Annotated in this window: 17 protein-coding genes and 1 pseudogene; 6 read left to right on the top strand and 12 right to left on the bottom strand. The window is 67.2% G+C overall.

The features are described from left to right. Positions 1–2 precede the first annotated feature (2 nt). The 4 genes from cphA to glgC are packed head-to-tail and all read right to left on the bottom strand — an operon-like array spanning position 3 to position 5,694. A complete protein-coding gene (gene cphA, locus ABD225_RS03930; protein ID WP_344081594.1) occupies positions 3–2,786 on the bottom strand; it encodes a cyanophycin synthetase in 2,784 nt (927 codons plus the stop codon). 32 nt (positions 2,787–2,818) lie between these two features. Next, positions 2,819–3,673, bottom strand: a complete 855-nt coding sequence (locus tag ABD225_RS03925) for a cyanophycinase (protein WP_344081591.1) — start codon at positions 3,671–3,673, stop codon at positions 2,819–2,821. Between the two features lie 47 nt (positions 3,674–3,720). Then, a complete protein-coding gene (gene serB / locus ABD225_RS03920) occupies positions 3,721–4,392 on the bottom strand; it encodes a phosphoserine phosphatase SerB (protein WP_344081588.1) in 672 nt (223 codons plus the stop codon). Positions 4,393–4,440: 48 nt separating this feature from the next. After that, positions 4,441–5,694 carry a glucose-1-phosphate adenylyltransferase gene (gene glgC / locus ABD225_RS03915; RefSeq protein WP_344081584.1) on the bottom strand — a complete coding sequence of 418 codons (1,254 nt, stop codon included), beginning with the start codon at positions 5,692–5,694 and terminating at the stop codon, positions 4,441–4,443. Positions 5,695–5,793: 99 nt separating this feature from the next. On the opposite strand from glgC, the gene glgA reads away from it, so the two are divergent. Next, positions 5,794–6,993, top strand: coding sequence for a glycogen synthase (gene glgA / locus ABD225_RS03910; RefSeq protein ID WP_344081581.1), 1,200 nt, complete (start codon positions 5,794–5,796; stop codon positions 6,991–6,993). A 22-nt stretch (positions 6,994–7,015) separates the two neighbouring features. Here glgA and argA read toward each other — a convergent pair whose 3' ends face one another. Next, positions 7,016–8,374, bottom strand: a complete 1,359-nt coding sequence (argA, locus tag ABD225_RS03905; protein ID WP_344081578.1) for an amino-acid N-acetyltransferase — start codon at positions 8,372–8,374, stop codon at positions 7,016–7,018. Between the two features lie 54 nt (positions 8,375–8,428). Here argA and ABD225_RS03900 point away from each other — a divergent pair, with 54 nt between their 5' ends. The 5 genes from ABD225_RS03900 (at position 8,429) to ABD225_RS03880 (ending at position 12,640) form a co-directional block, all read left to right on the top strand. Then, the gene (locus ABD225_RS03900; protein WP_344081574.1) at positions 8,429–9,247 is read left to right on the top strand and encodes an ABC transporter ATP-binding protein; all 819 of its coding nucleotides are present in this window, start codon (positions 8,429–8,431) and stop codon (positions 9,245–9,247) included. After that, positions 9,247–9,711 (top strand): NfeD family protein, encoded by a 465-nt coding sequence (locus tag ABD225_RS03895; RefSeq protein ID WP_344081571.1) that lies wholly within the window; start codon positions 9,247–9,249, stop codon positions 9,709–9,711. The genes ABD225_RS03900 and ABD225_RS03895 overlap by 1 nt, the downstream gene beginning before the upstream one ends. Positions 9,712–9,799: 88 nt before the next feature. Continuing rightward, positions 9,800–10,978: an SPFH domain-containing protein gene (locus tag ABD225_RS03890; protein WP_344081568.1), complete on the top strand. Its 1,179-nt coding sequence runs from the start codon at positions 9,800–9,802 to the stop codon at positions 10,976–10,978. Positions 10,979–11,031: 53 nt separating this feature from the next. Continuing rightward, positions 11,032–11,805, top strand: coding sequence for a sulfite exporter TauE/SafE family protein (locus ABD225_RS03885; protein ID WP_344081565.1), 774 nt, complete (start codon positions 11,032–11,034; stop codon positions 11,803–11,805). Positions 11,806–11,830: 25 nt separating this feature from the next. Then, positions 11,831–12,640, top strand: a complete 810-nt coding sequence (locus tag ABD225_RS03880; protein ID WP_344081562.1) for a TrmH family RNA methyltransferase — start codon at positions 11,831–11,833, stop codon at positions 12,638–12,640. 9 nt (positions 12,641–12,649) lie between these two features. Here the strand turns inward: ABD225_RS03880 and ABD225_RS03875 are convergent, their stop codons facing one another. The 7 genes and pseudogenes from ABD225_RS03875 to ABD225_RS03845 form a co-directional block, all read right to left on the bottom strand. After that, positions 12,650–13,045 carry a DUF3037 domain-containing protein gene (locus tag ABD225_RS03875; protein WP_344081559.1) on the bottom strand — a complete coding sequence of 132 codons (396 nt, stop codon included), beginning with the start codon at positions 13,043–13,045 and terminating at the stop codon, positions 12,650–12,652. Next, a complete protein-coding gene (locus ABD225_RS03870; RefSeq protein ID WP_344081556.1) occupies positions 13,042–13,806 on the bottom strand; it encodes a HipA family kinase in 765 nt (254 codons plus the stop codon). The genes ABD225_RS03875 and ABD225_RS03870 overlap by 4 nt, the downstream gene beginning before the upstream one ends. A 376-nt stretch (positions 13,807–14,182) precedes the next feature. Continuing rightward, complete coding sequence (locus tag ABD225_RS03865) at positions 14,183–14,947, bottom strand: DNA glycosylase AlkZ-like family protein (protein WP_344081553.1); 765 nt, start codon at positions 14,945–14,947, stop codon at positions 14,183–14,185. An 8-nt stretch (positions 14,948–14,955) separates the two neighbouring features. Then, positions 14,956–15,339, bottom strand: a pseudogene (locus ABD225_RS03860) (DNA glycosylase AlkZ-like family protein); the annotation flags it as partial. 8 nt (positions 15,340–15,347) lie between these two features. Further along, positions 15,348–16,871: an ATP-dependent DNA ligase gene (locus ABD225_RS03855; protein ID WP_344081550.1), complete on the bottom strand. Its 1,524-nt coding sequence runs from the start codon at positions 16,869–16,871 to the stop codon at positions 15,348–15,350. A 46-nt stretch (positions 16,872–16,917) separates the two neighbouring features. Further along, on the bottom strand, positions 16,918–17,040 hold the full coding sequence (locus ABD225_RS03850; RefSeq protein WP_344081547.1) for a hypothetical protein: 123 nt from the start codon (positions 17,038–17,040) through the stop codon (positions 16,918–16,920). Further along, positions 17,034–17,447 (bottom strand): CARDB domain-containing protein, encoded by a 414-nt coding sequence (locus ABD225_RS03845; RefSeq protein WP_344081545.1) that lies wholly within the window; start codon positions 17,445–17,447, stop codon positions 17,034–17,036. Before ABD225_RS03845 ends, ABD225_RS03850 begins: the two co-directional genes overlap by 7 nt. Between the last annotated feature and the right edge of the window lie 201 nt (positions 17,448–17,648).

The raw sequence follows: 17,648 nt of genomic DNA, 5'->3' as shown, positions 1-17,648 counted from the left end.
CGTCAGCCGGCGCTGATCACCAGGTCGGGGTCACCCGGCTCGTTGCCGCCGGAGCCAGCCTGCGCGGACTGCGTGATGGACTCCAGCTCCGAGACGACCTTTGCGTGGTTGTCGACGCAGAGCACGACGATGTCGCCAGGGTTGGCACGGGCCACGCAGTGCCGGACGGCATCGACCTCGTTGAGGACCGTCTCGACGACACGCACGCGGGTGCCCGCGACAGCTTGTGCCTCCTGGACCCCCTCGGTGATCAGGGCAGCGGACTCGCCCGGCTTGCGACCACGCAGGCGCTCATCCTCGCGGACCACGATGACATCGAAGAAGGAGGCGGCCGTTCGGCCGAGCGCCCGCAAGTCCTCATCGCGCCGGTCGCCGGCGGTCGCAATCATGCCGATTCGGCTGATCTTGCCCCACTCCGAGGTGGCGGCCTTCTGATCGGCATACCGATCGACGAACTGGCCGAGCACCTCCATGCCGGGGGCGTTGTGGCAGTAGTCGACGATGACCTCTATGCCTCGCACATTGATCAGGTTCATGCGCCCGGGGGAGAGGTAGTAGCTGGTGTTGAAGGTCCGCAGGCCCTGCCGGATTTCGTGTAGGCCGATCCCTGCGGCGAAGGCGGCGCCGGCCGCGGCCATGGCATTGGCGACATTGAACAGGGCGGTGCCGCCGAAGGTCGCGGGCAGCAAGTGTGTCCACGCCAACTGCATGGATCGGGTGCCGTGCTTGATGACGATCATGTCGCCGCGGTCGGTCTGTTCCAGCACGACCGCGCGCCCGCCCCGCCGCAGGCGGGCATCGATGAAGGCCCGCTCGCGCGAGTCGGCGGGCTTGAGGGAGTACCAAACGACCGACCCGGAGCAGCGGTCACGCATCGCCCGCACATGCGGATCGTCGGCATTGAGGACGGCAAAACCATTGCGCGGCACCGCTTCCACGATGACGGCCTTGACATCCGCGAGCTGTTCGAGGGTGTCGATGCCCTTCATGCCCAAGTGGTCCGGCGCGATATTGGTGACGACCGCGATGTCATTGCGGTCATAGCCCAGGCCCTCGCGCAGGATGCCGCCGCGGGCGACCTCCATGATGGCGACCTCGACCCGCGGGTTCTGCAGCACCATGCGGGCCGAACGGGGACCGGAGGCATCGGACTTGATGACCAGCCGCTCGTCGATGACGATGCCGTCGGTCGAGGTCATGCCGACCTTTTTGCCGGTCTCCTTGAAGATGTGCGCGATCATCCGCGAGGTCGTTGTCTTGCCATTGGTGCCCGTCACCGCGATGATCGGCACCCGCGACTGCGAACCCGGCGGGAAGAGCAGATCGACGACCGGCTTGGCAATGAACTGCGGTTCGCCGACGGTCGGGTGGGTGTGCATCCGGAAACCGGGCGCCGCATTCACTTCACAGATCGCGCCCCCGGTTTCGCGGACCGGCTGGGTGATATCGGGGCAGATGAAGTCGATGCCGGCGACATCGAGACCGATCATCCGCGCTGCCTCTTCGGCGATCTCGACATTGTCCGGGTGCGCATCGAAGGTGCGGTCCACGGAGATCCCGCCAGTCGACATATTCCCGGTCAGGGCGAGCTTGATCATCTGATCCTTGGGCGGCACATCGGTCATCGCGAAGCCCTGCTCACGGACCAACTCGATGGCCGCCGCGTCCGTCTTGATCCGGGTGAGCACCTTTTCGTGGCCCACGCCTCGGCGCGGGTCGGCATTGGTGATCGCGACCAGTTCGTCGACCGTATGCTGCCCGTCCCCGATGACATGGGCCGGGACCCGCTCCGCAATGGCCCGCATCCGTCCGCCGACGATCAGGCAGCGATAGTCCTTGCCGGTGATAAAGGACTCGACGATGACATAGCCGCCGCGCGATTCTTCCTTGGCAATGGCGAAGGCCGCACGGACCTCGTCATCGCTCATCAAGTTCAGACCGACACCGCGGCCGTGATTGCCGTCAAGCGGCTTGACGACGACGGGGAAGCCGATGCGCCGCGCGCCCTCGACAGCGCCCGCCTCGGTGCGGAAGGTCTCTTGCTTCGGCACCGGCAGCCCGGCGGAGCCGAGCAGCCGGATCGTCATGTCCTTGTCCGAGGCGATGTCGACGGCCAAGGCGCCCGTCTTGGAGGTCATCGTCGCGCGGATGCGCTGGGCATAGACGCCCTGCCCGAGTTGCACGAAGGAGGCCGAGTTCAAGCGGATGAAGGGGATGTCCCGGCTGATTGCCTCTTCGAGGATCGCGGCCGTCGACGGGCCGAAGGCCGTCCGCTGCGCGCTGCGCAAGAAGGTCTCGAACTCCTCCTGCCAGACGAACGAGTCGTCGGGCGCGATGAGGTCGTTGATCAACCGCACCGCCAGCCGCCCCGCCGACAGGCCGACGCCCTCGTCGGTGTAGCCGTAGACGACGTTGTAGACACCTGGGCGCCCCTTGACCATGCGGGTCTTCCCGCGGCGCTGGTCGTGTCCGGCCTCTTGCTGCAATTGCAGAGCGATGTGTTCGGCGACGTGGCCGAGCCAGGTGCCCTCCGCTAAGCGTTCGCCGAAGCCGCCTTGGTGACCTCGTGAGCACGAGTGGTTCGCGACGCCGGGGAGCAATTGCAGCAAGCCATCAACGAAACCAGGGATGGTGTTGCTCGGATAATCCTCTAGCACACCAAGATCCATCACCATGTGGATCGACGGCTGATACGACCAGACGTTCCCGCCGCGATAGACGCGCTCCTCCACGATGCGCAGATCGGGAGCGATTGGGCCGGAGGGGGTGGGCCGTTCGGTGCTCATCGGCATACTCCTGATGCTGCGGGGACTGGGGGCTAGGGACGAGACGATGCGGCCACGGTCACCGTGATGCCGCTATCGGGGTGTTGCTCGACGAACTCGGTGAGGACCAACTTCGCCAGGTCGAAGGTCGAGCCCGCCGGCAGCGAGTGCACGACTGCCCCGGACACGAGCAGCGGTGCGCCGGAACGGGCTTCGGGCGCGTCGGTGATCGCGCGTCGGCAGTCCAGGACGTATGCCGCCCCACGACCGATCACCGTGAAACTCTCGTTGTCGGTGACCTCGATCGCCGTGTCCTCATCGATGCCGATGCCGATCAGGTTCGGGCTGCTCGCGACGATCGACATGAGCCGACCGTAGCGCTGCCGCTGGGCGAAATGCTGATCAACGATGACCCCTTCAAGCAGGGCCAATCCTTGGCTCAATTGCGTCGAACGCTGCCGGGGTGTGACCCCCTCATCGCCCAGCGAAATCATGAACTCGCTCATGATCGACGCACCGGCGGACGTGCCGCCGATGACGGCCCCACGTTGGTGGGCGCGTCGGATGGCTTCTCCCGCAGCGGTTCCCGCGAAGACCTGAGCGAGCTTGAGCTGGTTGCCACCGCTCATGAAAACGCCCGTGGCGGCATTGATGCGGTTCGCGAGGGCGGGATCGTCGGCCGCGATCCGGTCAGCCGGATTGATGACATCCAAGGTTTTGCAGCCGTGGCGGGTGAAGACCTCGCTGTAGGACGCGATCACCTCGGCCTGGAAGGAGGAGGCCGTCGGGATGATGACGATCGTCGACGCCTTGCCGCCCGCCAGCTTGACGAAGCGCTTGAGGATCTTGGCCTTGCCGACCCGATCCTCGGCCCCGCCGATGATCAGCAGCTTGGTGGGAGAAAGCATTGGCACAGCGTAGTCACCCGCCATCCTCTCGCGCGCTCGACCCACGCTCAGCCGCGAGCCAGTTCGAGCAGTGGCAGGAGGTCGTCGAGCCGGGGGCCGGGCAGTGCGATATCGGCGCGTTCTGCGACGACCGGCTTGGCCGCGAAGGCAACGCTCAAACCCGCGAGCGCGAGCATGTCCAGGTCGTTGGCCCCGTCCCCAATCGCGATCGTCGCGCTCAGGGGAATGTCCTCCACGGCGGCGAACTGGCGCAGGGCAACCGCTTTGCCGGCCCGGTCGATGATTGGTCCGTCGACCTCGCCGGTGAGCAGGCCGTCGCGGACCGCCAGTCGGTTGGCGCGTACATGGCGAATCCCGAGGGTCGCGGCGAGCGGATCGATCACCTCGTGGAAGCCGCCGGACACCAGCGCCACGACATGGCCGTGTTCGGCGGCCCAGCGCAGCAACTCGGGGACGCCGGGGGTCAGGGTGACCTCCTTGCGCACCTCGGCGAGGACCGCGACCGGCAGCCCGGCCAGCGTCGCCACGCGGGCGCGCAAGGAGGCCGCGAAGTCGAGTTCCCCGCGCATGGCGGCGGCCGTGACGGCCGCAACCTCGGCCTCGGTGCCCGCGCGGCGTGCGATGAGTTCGATGACTTCCTGGCCGATGAAGGTCGAGTCGACGTCACTGCATACGAGCAGGCGGGGGTATGCCGCGAGGGCGGCGAAGGGGTCAGTCACGACCCAACCGTAGGCGGACCGGCATACCCGAGCGAAGTCGGGCGCAGCTCACGGGACGACCTTCTGGCCCTTTCCGACGACGACGAGTCCGGTGTCGGTCACAGTGAAGCCGCGGGCCCGGTCGTGGTCGAGGTCGAAGCCGATCGAGGTGCCCTCCGGGACGACGACATCCTTGTCGAGGATCGTCTTGCGGATCTGGCAGCTGCGGCCGATGTCGACGCCATCCATGATCACGGAGTCGGCGATTTCGGTGTAGCTGTGCACCGTGACCTTCGGCCCCACGACTGAGCCAGTGATCCGAGCGCCGGAGATAACGGTGCCGGGGGAGACGATGGAGTTCAACGCCTCGCCGAATCGGTTGTGGTGGCCATGGACGAACTTGGCCGGGGGCAGCGCGCCATAGCTGGTGAACAGCGGCCAGTCGTAGTTGTAGAGGTTGAAGACCGGGTGCACGCTGACCAGGTCCATATTCGCCTCGTAATAGGACTCCAGGGTCCCGACATCGCGCCAGTAGCCGCGGTCGCGATCGGTGGCGCCGTCGACCTCGTTCTTCTTGAAGTCGTAGACATAGCCGCCGCCCTGGGAGACGAAGGCCGGGACGATGTCGCCGCCCATGTCGTGCTTGCTGCCCTCGAGATCGTGGTCCTTGGTCACGGCATCGACGAGGACGTCGGCATCGAAGACGTAGTTGCCCATGGAGGCCAGCACCTCGTGCGGGGCATCGGGCAGGCCGACCGCATCGGTGGGCTTCTCGCGGAAGCGGTGGATTTTGACCGGGTTGTCTGGGTCGACCTCAATGACGCCGAATTGGTCGGCATACGAGATGGGCTGACGGATCGCCGCAACCGTGACGCCAGCACCAGTCTCCCGGTGTTGGTCGATCATCTGGCTGAAGTCCATGCGATAGACGTGGTCAGCACCCAGCACCGCGACGATGTCCGGCCGCTCGTCCTTGATGGTGTTCAGGGATTGGTAGATCGCGTCGGCACTGCCGAGATACCAGTCCTTGCCGCTGCGTTGCTGCGCCGGGATCGGGGCGACGTAGTTGCCCAATTGCGTTGACAGACGCCAGGTTTTGGAGATGTGCCGGTCAAGGCTGTGCGACTTGTACTGGGTCAGCACAACGATCTGCCGATAGCCGGAGTTGACGACATTCGACAGGGCGAAATCGATGAGCCGGTAGATACCGCCGAACGGAACGGCCGGCTTGGCGCGATCTGCTGTCAGCGGCATCAGCCGCTTCCCCTCCCCGCCGGCGAGGATGATTGCGAGAACCTTCGGACCCTTGCCTCCAGATGCCATAGAACGACCGTAGTGCCCGGACAACCTGTCCGGCGAGGTCCGTCCCATCCCTCGTCGCACCGATAGCCGAAAAGCCGCGCTGAGGACTAGGTTTCCCAGATGCGCGTCGACATTCTGAGCAAGGAGTACCCACCGGCGATCTATGGAGGCGCGGGGGTGCATGTGGCCGAACTGGTCCGCGCGCTGCGCAACCGTGGTGACATGGAGGTGCGCGTGCACTGCTTCGGCGCGCCGCGCGAGGAGGAGGGGACGTTCGCGTATGCCGATCTGCCCGAGCTGAGTTCGTCGAATGCAGCAATCCAGACGATGGGCGTCGACCTCGCAATGGTCGCCGGCACCGAAGGTGCCGATCTCGTCCATTCACACACCTGGTACGCAAACTTCGGTGGCCATGTCGCCTCACTGCTCGGGGGTATGCCGCACGTCATCTCCGCACACAGCCTGGAGCCGATGCGCCCGTGGAAGGCCGAGCAACTCGGCGGTGGTTACCGCGTCTCATCGTGGGTCGAGAAGACGGCCTATGAGGCGGCGGCCGCCGTCATCGCCGTCAGTGCCGGCATGCGCGAGGACATCCTCAAGAGCTATCCGTCGATCGACCCGGCAAAGGTCAAGGTCGTCCACAACGGGATCGACTCGCAGCTGTGGCAGCCCAATCACGACCTAGACACCGTGCGCAGCCATGGCGTGGATCCGGACAAGCCGTCCGTGATCTTCGTCGGGCGCATCACTCGCCAGAAAGGCCTGCCGTATTTCCTGCGCGCGGCTGCCGACCTGCCGCCTGACGTTCAATTGGTGCTCCTGGCGGGGGCACCGGATACTCCCGAGATCAAGGCCGAGGTCGAGGCGCTCATCGACGACTTGCGCGCCAAGCGCGGCGACGGGGTCGTCTGGATTCCGGAGATGCTTCCGCGGGCGCAGGTGACCGCAATGCTTTCTGCGGCAACGGTTTTCGCGTGCCCCTCGGTGTATGAGCCGCTTGGCATCGTCAACCTGGAGGCGATGGCGTGCGAGTTGCCCGTCGTCGCGACGGCCACCGGCGGCATTCCCGAGGTCGTCGTGGACGGCGAGACCGGCTGGCTGGTTTCGATCGAGCAGGTGCAGGACGGAACTGGCACGCCGATCGACCCGGACAAATTTGTCGCTGACCTCTCAGCCGCCCTCAACGAGGCGGTCAGCGATCCCGAGCGGGCGCGCGAGTTCGGACTGGCCGGGCGTCGCCGCGCGGTCGACTCGTTCTCGTGGGCCAGCATCGGAGACCGGACGCTCGAGGTCTACCAGTCCGTCCTCGACGGCGCCTGATCGCCCGCCGCCTCGCGTTTGCCTAGGGTCGCTCGAGAAGCAGGACCTTGGAGGCGCGGGTCACGTCATACGACCGGGCCTTGTCCGCGGGCAGATCGCCCACGGTGCCCGGGTGGAAGCCGTGTTCGAGGAACCAATGCGGCGTTGCCGTCGTCAGCGCGAACAGGCGTGAGTAGCCGCGCGATCGGGCGGTTGTGCGGGCCCGGCGCAGCAGCGCCGCGGCGAGATCGCGGCGCCGGTATGCCGGATGCACCACGACACACGCGAACTCGGCGCACCGGTCGTCCGGGTAGTCGACAAAGGCATTGCAGGCGATGACCATTCCGTCGCGCACGATGACGGAGAAGGTCTCGATGTCGAGCTCCAATTGGTCCCGGCTGCGGGGGCGCAGGATTCCGGACGCCTCCAAGGGCGCGATCAGTTCGGCGATGGCGCGGGCGTCCTCCACTGTTGCGGGCCGGATCGACTCGTAATCGTCCTCGTCGGCGATCATCAGCCCGGCACCGTCACGCGTATACAGCTCGCGCAGCAGGGGCGAGTGCCCCTCGGTCCCGATCAAGTGGACGCGCCCGACGCCGCCGGTGACGGCCGCGATCCCGGCACGCAGGCAGTTACGGTCCTCGGCGCCCAACTCCGCGACCGTCTGGCGCACCAGGGGTTCGGCCGCCGAGAGCGAGAGTTGCCCGGAGTCGCCGCTACCCAGGGCCGCGCGCCACCGGCCGGGCTCGGTGTCCATGACGAAGATCAGTTTGTCGGCGCCAAGCCCGATCGCGACCGACTCGGCGATATCGGCATTACGCAGGTTGAAGGTTTCACCGGTGGGGGAGTAGCCGATCGGCGAGAGCAGCACGATCTGGTCTTGCGCAACGGCCTGGCGGATCGAGGCGATATCGATGCGCCGCACTTCACCGGTCAGGTGGTGATCGACGCCATCGCGCACCCCGACCGGGCGCGCCGTCACCCAGGAGCCACCGACAACCCGCGGCTGCGACTCCTCGCGCACCGTCACCGACCGGCTGGCCGACAGCCGCGCCTCGAGATCCATCCGCAGCACCCCGACCGCTGCCTTGACGGCCTCCATGGTCGCCGAATCAGTGACCCGCACATCGCCGTTGTATGCCGGGGAGATTCCCCGGATGGCCAGCTCCCGGTCGATCTGTGGCCGGGCTCCGTGGACCAAGACCAGTCGGACTCCGAGGCTGTGCAGCAGGGCGATATCGCCGAGCAGCCGGTCGATGTCGTCGCGGGCGCAAATCTCGCCGGGGATGACAATGACCACGGTCCGTCCGTGGTGGGCGTGGACATAGGGCGCCGCCCCGCGCAGGGCCGCGACGAAGGTCTCGCCGTCGAGGTCCGCACGGTTGTTAGGCGAGCTGTTCACGAGCGTGACTCTAATGATGTCCGCGGCGGCAACCGTGCCGGGTAGGGTCGAGTCATGAGTGACGTGCTGGCCTTCGCGGGCGTGAGCGTCGTGCGCGGCGGCAAGGCACTCGTGCGCGAGATCGATTGGGAAGTCGAAGAGGGTCAACGCTGGGTGGTGCTCGGCCCCAATGGCGCTGGCAAGACGACGTTGATCCAGTTGGCCGCCGGCCGCATGCATCCGAGCGATGGCGTTGCCGGGATTCTTGGCGAGGTGCTGGGAGCGGTCGATGTCTTCGAGCTGCGTCCCCGGATCGGGCTCGCGTCCGCATCGCTCGCTGAGCGCATCCCGGGGGGCGAGCGGGTGCGCGATGTTGTGGTGACCGCGTCTTATGGCGTCGTCGGACGCTGGCGCGAGAGTTACGAACGCATGGATGAGGGTCGGGCGCTCGACCTGCTGAAGGCCCTCGGCGCCGACCACCTCGCGGATCGCACCTATGGCACCTTGTCCGAGGGTGAGCGCAAGCGCGTGCAGATCGCCCGGGCCTTGATGACCGACCCGGAATTGCTCCTGCTCGATGAGCCGGGCGCCGGTTTGGATCTCGGCGGCCGGGAGGATCTGGTCGCCCGGCTCGGGGAGATCGCCGGGGATGTCGAGGCGCCGGCCTTGATCCTCATCACGCATCACGTCGAAGAAATCCCGCCGAACTTCACCGACGTGTTGCTGCTGCGCGATGGCGCGGTCGTCGCGCAGGGACCGATCGAAATCACCTTGACGGCCGACAATCTGTCGAAGACCTTCGGTATGCCGCTGGTGCTGGAGCAGCACGGCGAGCGATATTCAGCGCGCGCCCGGCCCGAGGAATATCGCGGACAGCATCGCCAGGAGGCGTAATGGACTGGCTCAATGACAACGCCTGGCTGGGCTGGCTAGGCCTCGCGATCGCGCTGGCGGCCATTGAGGTCGCAACGGTCGACTTCGTCTTCGTCATGCTCGCGGGTGGCGCGCTCGCCGGCAGCCTCGCCGCATCACTCGGCGCGCCTTTCCCCGCCCAGGTCATCATCGCCGCCGTGGTCGGGGCCTTGCTCGTCTTTCTTGTCCGGCCGATCGTGCGCTCGCGCTTCCTCGACGGCGTGACCGATCACGGGATCGGGCCGTCCTCGCTCGTCGGTCGCAGCGCGGTGGTCGTCCAGCCGGTTACGGAGTATGACGGCCGGGTGCGTCTCGGGGGCGAGATCTGGTCCGCGCGGATCGCCGCCGGCGGGCGGGTCTGCGAGGCCGGCGAAGAGGTGCGGGTGGTCGCGATCCACGGCGCCACCGCCATCGTCAGTGGCGAGCGCGCGATCGCGGACAGCTGACGGGAACCGGACGCACGGCATACGACTCGAAGAACCATCAGGGGGGCAGCCACCGGGCTGCCGCAAACAACACGAAAGTGAGCACCACATGGAACCGGGCTTGATCGTCCTCTTCCTCTTCCTCGTCCTGGCGGTGATCGTCGTCGTCCGCACGGTGCGCATCGTGCCGCAGCAGACTTCGCTGATCATCGAGCGGCTCGGTCGCTACTCGCGAACCTTGGAGGGCGGCATCCACTTCCTGGTGCCCTTCGTTGACAAGGTGCGCGCCAACATCGACCTTCGCGAGCAGGTCGTCAGCTTCCCGCCGCAGCCGGTGATCACCAGCGACAACCTCGTGGTCAATATCGACACCGTCATCTACTACTCGGTGATCGACGCCAAGTCGGCGGTCTATGAGATCGCGAACTTCATCCAGGGCATCGAGCAGCTGACCGTCACCACGCTGCGCAATGTCATCGGCTCGCTCGACCTGGAACAGACCTTGACCAGCCGCGACCAGATCAACGGTCAGTTGCGCGGCGTCCTCGATGAGGCGACCGGCAAGTGGGGCATCCGGGTCAACCGTGTTGAGCTGAAGGCGATCGACCCGCCGATGTCGGTGCAGGAGTCGATGGAAAAGCAGATGAAGGCCGAGCGGGACCGCCGCGCAGCCATCCTGAACGCTGAGGGCGTCAAGGCCAGCCAGATCCTGACCGCCGAGGGCGAGAAGCAGAGCCAGATCCTGCGCGCCGAGGGGTCGGCGCAGGCCCGCATCCTCGAAGCCCAAGGTCAGGCGCGAGCCATTCAGCAAGTCTTCGACGCCATTCACCGGGGCAAGCCGACCCAAAAGTTGCTGGCCTACCAGTACCTCCAGGTCCTGCCGCAGCTGGCCCGCGGTGACTCGAACAAGATGTGGATCGTTCCCTCGGAGCTGACCGACGCGCTGCGGGGCATCGGCAACACCCTCGGCGGGAATGTCTCCAGCGGCGGCAGCACCGACGACGACGAATGGGTGGACCCGGGCGAAGAACTGACCAACCCCTTCGCCGGCACCGAACTCGAGGATGCGACCAAGGCGCTGGAGGAGGCTCGCGGCCAGGCTGGCCGGGTGGAGAACGAAGCCAATGAGCACGCGTCCCCCGCGCCGCGGGTGCAGCCGGAGTCGACGACCCCGGCGCTGCCTGCCCCACCCGTCGCCGAGGTGCCGCCGGTGCCAACCCAGCCGATGCAGTTCCCGTATGGCGAGCCGGCACCCGCCCCGCGCGCGGAGCAGCCGCCCCAGGGCTGACCGCGTACCGGCTGCTCCGGGCTTCACGACACCCGTCCACATAGTGTGGGCGGGTGTCGTGGTTGGACGGGCTGTGCATCGTGCTCGCGGGGCTGGGTGCGGGGACGATCAACACGATTGTGGGCTCGGGCTCGCTGATCACCTTTCCCACGCTGCTGCTGCTCGGCGTTGCGCCGATCACCGCGAACATCTCGAACAACATCGGGATGCTGGGCGGCGGTATGACGGGGACCTGGGGTTATCGCCGGGAACTGCGGGGGCGGTGGGCTCCCTTGATACGCCTGCTGCCGTACTCCGTGCTCGGAGCGCTTGCTGGGGCGATGTTGCTGCTGGTGCTGCCGGCCAAGGCTTTTGCGGCGATCGTGCCGGTGTTGATCGGGTTTGGGCTGCTCATGGTGATTTTCGGGCCTCGGGTGAACCGGTGGGCCGCCGCCCGTCATCACGAGTCCGGCGCGGCGCCTTCCTGGCAAGCTGGTGCGTTGATCGTTGGGCTGCTGCTGGCGGCGGCGTATGGCGGCTACTTCGGGGCCGCGCAGGGTGTCATTCTGATGGGCCTGCTGTCGACGCTGGCACAAGGCAGCCTGCAGGAACTGAACGCCTGGAAGAACGTCCTGGCCACGGTGGCCAATGGGACGGCCGCGGCGGTTTTTCTGGTTGCCGCCCCGGAGCATGTGGATTGGCTGATCGCCTCGTTGATCGGCCTCGGCACCTTCCTCGGCGGCTTCGTCGGCGCGGGCGTCGGACGTCGGCTACCGGCCTCCGTGCTGCGCACGATCATCATCGTGATCGGCGTGCTCGGCATCGTGAAGATCGTCTTCTTTCCCTGAACGAGGCGTCGCCTACAGTCATCGGGTGCCTGAGCAGATCGAGTTCCTCGACGATCCCCGCCTGCAGGACTATGTCGGGCTGACGGATATGGCGCTGCGCACGCGCTACGAGCCGGCGGGTGGATTGTTCATCGCGGAGTCGGAGAAGGTCATCCGGCGCGCGCTCGCTGCGGGGCACCGGCCGCGCTCCTATCTGATGGCCGAGCGTTGGCTGACGGACCTGGGCGACCTTGTCGCAGAGGCGGAAGCGGACGGCATACCCGTCTTCACGGGATCGGCGGCGACCATCGAGGCACTGACCGGCTTCCATCTGCATCGTGGCGCGCTCGCGTCGATGCACCGGCTGCCGCTGCGCTCGGTCGATTCGGTGGTTGCGGGAGCGCGGCGCATTTTCGTCCTGGAGGACATCGTCGATCACACGAATGTTGGGGCGATCTTCCGCTCTGCCGCGGCGCTGGGCGTTGACGCGGTGCTGGTGACGCCACGCTGCGCCGACCCGCTCTATCGCCGCGCGATCCGGGTGTCGATGGGCACGGTCTTTCAGGTGCCGTGGACGCGCATGGATCCCTGGCCGGCGGGGCTTGAGACGCTGCGGGCGAACGGGCTGTCGACGGCTGCGCTTGCCCTGAGCCCGCAGGCGGTGACGCTGGACGAACTCTCGGCTGCGGCTCCCGACCGGTTGGCGCTCGTGCTCGGGACCGAGGGGGACGGCTTGTCGAGGCGAACGATCGCGGGGGTCGACACCGTGGTGCGCATCCCGATGGCCGGTGGCGTGGACTCGCTGAATGTGGCGGCAGCAGCGGCACTCGCGGCCTGGGAGCTGCGGGTGCGCTGAGCCGTCGGCTCAGGCGTGGCCGAGGGTGGCCGGTCGGACCAAACAGGTGAGGAGTTGATCAAGCGCGGCGGCTGGGTCGTCCGTCAGGCCGCCGTGCCGAGGTCCGGGTTGCACCATGGTGCTCCGAGGGGCGGCGAGCCAGCCGAACCGGCGGCCCGGGGATGAAAGGCTGGGGCGGCCGCGGCCGGTGACCCCACGGCATACGTCCTCCACCACGGTGAGCGAGTCCGCGATTGCCTCGAGATCCACGCCGGGGGAGAAGGCGCGCAGCCGGTCGGCGTCGAGGTGGAAGCCGGCGGCGAGATAGTCGACGGCATCGGCAAAGAGCACGACGCCCACGTTGATGAATTCCTCGCGGTCGACGCGCGGGACGACACGGAGGGTGACGTATTGGTAGGGGATCACGCGCCACCGCCGGGGAGCCAGACGTGCGGGGCTTCGAGGCGGGAGCGGAGGTGCTCGACATATGCCGCCCGCACGGAACCTTCGTCCGCCAAGGACTCTGTGGTTTCCAGCCAGTCGCCGGGAACCGCGCTGACTATCTGCTCGACCAGGGCCGCCGCGATGGGCGCGAGGCGTTCGTGGACAGGACCGATGGGGGCCGCAATGTCCGCGAGGACGTGCTGCGAGGCATCGAACGGCTGGGCCGCGAACCGGGATGCGTCCGGGGTCTTGCGTGGCCACGCGTGATGAAAGTAGAGCGCGGCCCCGTGGTCGATGGCGTGAACATGCTTGTGCCACAACAATAAATTTGGATTAGACCAGGTCCGGTCGACATTGGCTGTCAGCGCGTCGAGCCAGAGGATCTCGGATGCGGTCTCTGGAGCCGGGGGCCGAGCGCCGTCATACCCAAAGGCACCGGGCAGAAAGTCGACCCCGAGATTGCTGCCGATGCTCGCGGTGAGCAGGTCTTGGACCTCTTCGTCCGCTTCATATTTGGCGATCGCCGAGGGCAGGTCGATCCGGACCAGCCGCGGGGTCGAGATGCCGAGGCCGCGGGCCAACTCACCGACAATCACTTCCGCCACGAGCACCTTGAGCCCCTGGCCGGCGCCCCGGAACTTCACGACATACGTGCCGAGGTCGTCGGCCTCAACGATGCCCGGCAGGCTCCCGCCCTCACGCAGCGGCGTCACATAGCGCGTGGCGCCAACCTCGTCGAGCATGGCTCACAGCCTATGCGCCGCCCCTCGCCAACCATCTCTGCCGGGGCTGGGCCCGGGAGAGTGATCAGGAGGGGTGCCCGGCGTAAGTGGGGCCCGAGGCGGCGCGATAACGCACCAGCCTCGGGCCCGGGCCAGCGGAGCGGAGGGGGTCGGATCCGCTGGCAGCCTCGCCGCGGGGGGCGAGGACCCTTGTGCACCGACGCACGGTGACGCGTGATCGAGCAGACATCTGATCGGCGCCCGATGCCAGTCGTCGGTATTCGGGACACGCTCCACGATCGCTTTGTTCAACCCAGTTGATGGGCTGCCACGGGGCGCGGCCACGTTCGAGGCTAAATGCGGAGGACGCGCATTGGGGCTTTACAACCCGGCGGATTCAAGGATGCCGCGTGACCTCGACCGACGCGATGTGCAGATCCATCGCCGCCTCAAGGGCGGCTATCGGCTCCGCAAGGTGGGCCTTCGTGGGGCGCCGCGCCCCGGAAAAGGCCGTGACGGTCAAGACCCTCTTGCTGGTCCCGCCGATCCGCCAATATCCCGCGAGGCGACCCTGATCAAGGACGGGGGCGAGCAGTTGGCCGTTTTGTTGCTTCCACAGGATGTCGTAGTGGGCCGGGTCGACGAAGCGGGCGCGGGCTGGCGGATCGAAGCCGCACAGCAATGCATCGAACTCGGGCAGCAGGGCTGTTTCGGGGATGCTCGCGGGTCCGGGCACGTCACCCACCAAGGACCAATAGATCCGTCCGTCCGGACCGGTCGCGTCGGTCAGCCGGTCCGCCAGGCGGGCAATCGCTCCGTTCACGGCCGTCAGCCCGAGTCCGGACCACCAGGCGATGTCCTGGCGGCTGCTGGGGCCGTATGCGGTCAGATGCCGCTCGACGATCGCGGTGGCGGTGGCCTGCGGATCGGCGATCCAGGCGTCGCGAGTCTCGCGCGCCGCCGGACCGAGCACGGCGCCGGCGGCGCGATAGCCGGGGCACCCTGCCCAGACCACGTGCCCTTGAGCGGGCGTCGCACAAGTCCCCCGTGCCCGAAGGCGAAATACCGCCCGGCCCCGTTCTCCAGTCGGTGTTCGGCCCGCGGGTCGTGTTCGCCGATCCAGGCGGTCAAGTAGCGAAATAGGTCTGCGGGAGAACGCCATTCGTCGGTGGCGAAGTCTTCGAGGCTGTCCCACGCCTGTCGTGGCGTGGTCTCGACAAGACGCAGGGTGCGGGCGACGAGAGCCGCCTGCCCCAGGCGCGTCGCGGCGTCGAGCATGGGGTGGTCTTGGGCCGTTGAGGTATGCACGGTCCCGCGCAGGGTTGAGCCGCGCACGAGGCCGAAGCCCTCGTATGCCGCGCTCACCGTCTCGTGGCTCACACCCGGCAGGCGTGCCGCGAGGGCGAGGAAAGGCGCTCGGGCATTCTGGCTCTGAATCGGACCGATCCGCGCGATCGTGGCCAGCACCTCGGTCACCGTGGGCGTGGACGACGGCGGGTTGGGGAACTGCCGGGCGAGGGTCTGCTGGGCCAGGTCGTCCCAGGTCAGCGGCATACCCGTGGTCACCAGCCTCGGATCGCGCGGACGGTGTCGAGGGTGTCGGCCTGATCGGCGCTCTTGTCCTCGCGATAGCGCAGCACGCGGGCGAAACGCAGCGCCATCCCGCCGGGATAGCGGCTGCTCTTCTGGATGGCGTCGAAGGCGATCTCGACGACCTGCTCCGGTCGGACATAGACGGTGTAGGAGTCGCGGTGGGTCTCCAACTCCTGGAAGCGCTCGGTCTGCCAGGCCAGCATGGCGTCGGTCATGCCCTTGAAGGTCTTGCCGAGCATGACGAACTCGCCGGTCGCCGAATCGCGCGCTCCGAGATGGATATTCGACAAGGTGCCACGCCGTCGGCCGCTGCCCCACTCCACGGCGAGGACCACGAGATCGAGGGTATGTCGTGGCTTGACCTTGACCCAGCCGCTCCCGCGCCGGCCGGCGGCATACGGGCTGCTCGGGTCTTTGACGATGACGCCCTCGTGTCCGGCGGCCACCTGGTCGGCAAAGAAGGCGCTGGCTTCGGTGGGGGAGTCGGTCGCGATGCGGGTCATGCGGGCGTGCTCCGGCACCAGCGCATCAAGGCGGGCGATCCGCTCCGACAGCGGATGGTCGAGCAGATCTTCCCCGTCGAGATGGAGCAGGTCGAAGAAGCTGGTAACGAGTGGAGTGCTCGACCGCAGGCTGTCGGGATCGGCGCTGGAGGCGGTCCGGGAACCGGTGACTTGGAAGGGCTCGGGGCGACCATCGGGGCGCGTGGCCACCGTCTCACCGTCCAGGACGATGCGGTCGGCCGGCAGGGCCGCGACCAACTCCACAACCTCCGGGAGGCGGTCGGTGATCTCATCGAGCGACCTGGTGAAGAGACGCACTTCGGTCCCGGCCTTGTGCGCCTGGAGTCGGATACCGTCGATTTTGCGTTCGATGATGCGCTCGGCGTCCCCGGTCATGGCCTCGATGACCTCCGGCGCGCTCCCGGCCAGCATGGGCCGCAGCGGGCGAAGCACCTCGAGCCCGATCCGCTCCAAGGCGTCGGTGCCTCCGGCCAGCGCCGCTTCGGCGACCGGCGCGGCATACCCCGCGAGCATCACGGCACGCTGGACTGCGGCCAGTGGAACACCGGCGGCCTTGGCGATGGCGGCGAGCATGACGCCGTCCTGAGCGCCTTGACGCACCCCGCCGAGCATCAGCCCGCGAAGATATTCCTGCTCGGGCGCGGTGGCTCGGCTGAGCAGGTGCGCCAGCTCGGTGCGTCGCACGCTTGTGGAGCCCGCGCCAGCGGCGGCGGCGAGGACCTCGAAGGCCGCGTCGACGTCACGAACCGTCAGAGTCCTCTCGGTTGCTGGCTCCGGCAGCGCGCTCAGACTGCGCCAGCCCACCCCGAGGCGGCGCTGAGGCACGACATTGGAGAGATATGCCGCCACGAGCGCGACATCCTCAGGGCCCGCGTCGGTAAGCAATTGCGCAACCAACCCGATTTTGGCGTTGCGCGCGGGCGTGGCCACCAGGGCCGCGGAGGTCTCGACGAGTCGGGCGAGCTGCATACCCATGATTGTGGACGGGCCCACCGACAATGGGAGCGGACGAGCGTCAGGCGCGGGTCAGATTCAGCCACCCGGAGTAGTTGTTGTCGTCGCGCAGATCACCCTGCGTCGCGACCTCGGCAAAGAAGCCCAAGCCTTCCGGGTTGCACACGATGGTGTACGTCAGCACGAGGTCAATCGAGCTAAAGGCCGCAAGTTCGTTGGTCGTCGTGAGAACAACTTCGTTATCGGAGGGGTAGTCACGGTCCAGCCACTGGGCAGGGCCGAGGTGTCGACCGTGCAGTCCGGCGGCAACTGGGTATAGACGGTGATCGGGCCGTTGACGCCGTATGTTGCCCGGTCGCCCTGGTTAGTGACGGGGTAGGTTACGACCACTGACGAACCCTGCGTGAAGGTGGTCGACGGCGAGGTCGCGGCGATGATCAGGTCGGGTGTAGGGACGTAGGTCGGCTGCAGGGTTGTGGTCGTGGAGTTGTTGGACGTGTCGGTTTCGCCGCCCGCTGCGCCCGGGATGCTGGCGGTGAGGTTCAATGGCTGGGTCATATGCGTGAACTGGTAGACGCCGACCTCGATCATGGACGTTAGGCCCCCGCCCGCAGCGATAGGGACGGCCGCGTTGTAGCTGAAGAGGAATCCGGCGGTTGTCTCCTCCACCAGGGTCCAGTTGGGATCACTGATGGTGGCGGTCGGCTCTACTCCATCGGCATGAGGGTGATGCTCCTATTCCGTGTCAAGGTCTGTTCATGCGGCGGTGAGCCAGGCGCGGTAGCGGGCGGC

The organism is Nostocoides veronense, assembly GCF_039531185.1.
Taxonomy (GTDB): domain Bacteria; phylum Actinomycetota; class Actinomycetes; order Actinomycetales; family Dermatophilaceae; genus Nostocoides_A; species Nostocoides_A veronense.
The sequence above is the reverse complement of the archived record's forward strand: the minus strand, read 5'-3'. Positions and strand labels throughout refer to the sequence as shown.

Bases quoted from the DNA above. Each gene is read 5' to 3' on its own strand.
- cphA (WP_344081594.1), bottom strand. From the start codon at position 2,786: ATGAGCACCGAACGGCCCACCCCCTCCGGCCCAATCGCTCCCGATCTG.
- ABD225_RS03925 (WP_344081591.1), bottom strand. From the start codon at position 3,673: ATGCTTTCTCCCACCAAGCTGCTGATCATCGGCGGGGCCGAGGATCGG.
- glgC (WP_344081584.1), bottom strand. From the start codon at position 5,694: ATGGCATCTGGAGGCAAGGGTCCGAAGGTTCTCGCAATCATCCTCGCC.
- glgA (WP_344081581.1), top strand. From the start codon at position 5,794: ATGCGCGTCGACATTCTGAGCAAGGAGTACCCACCGGCGATCTATGGA.
- ABD225_RS03900 (WP_344081574.1), top strand. From the start codon at position 8,429: ATGAGTGACGTGCTGGCCTTCGCGGGCGTGAGCGTCGTGCGCGGCGGC.
- ABD225_RS03895 (WP_344081571.1), top strand. From the start codon at position 9,247: ATGGACTGGCTCAATGACAACGCCTGGCTGGGCTGGCTAGGCCTCGCG.
- ABD225_RS03890 (WP_344081568.1), top strand. From the start codon at position 9,800: ATGGAACCGGGCTTGATCGTCCTCTTCCTCTTCCTCGTCCTGGCGGTG.
- ABD225_RS03870 (WP_344081556.1), bottom strand. From the start codon at position 13,806: ATGCTCGACGAGGTTGGCGCCACGCGCTATGTGACGCCGCTGCGTGAG.
- ABD225_RS03865 (WP_344081553.1), bottom strand. From the start codon at position 14,947: ATGGCGTTCTCCCGCAGACCTATTTCGCTACTTGACCGCCTGGATCGG.
- ABD225_RS03855 (WP_344081550.1), bottom strand. From the start codon at position 16,871: ATGCAGCTCGCCCGACTCGTCGAGACCTCCGCGGCCCTGGTGGCCACG.
- ABD225_RS03845 (WP_344081545.1), bottom strand. From the start codon at position 17,447: ATGATCGAGGTCGGCGTCTACCAGTTCACGCATATGACCCAGCCATTG.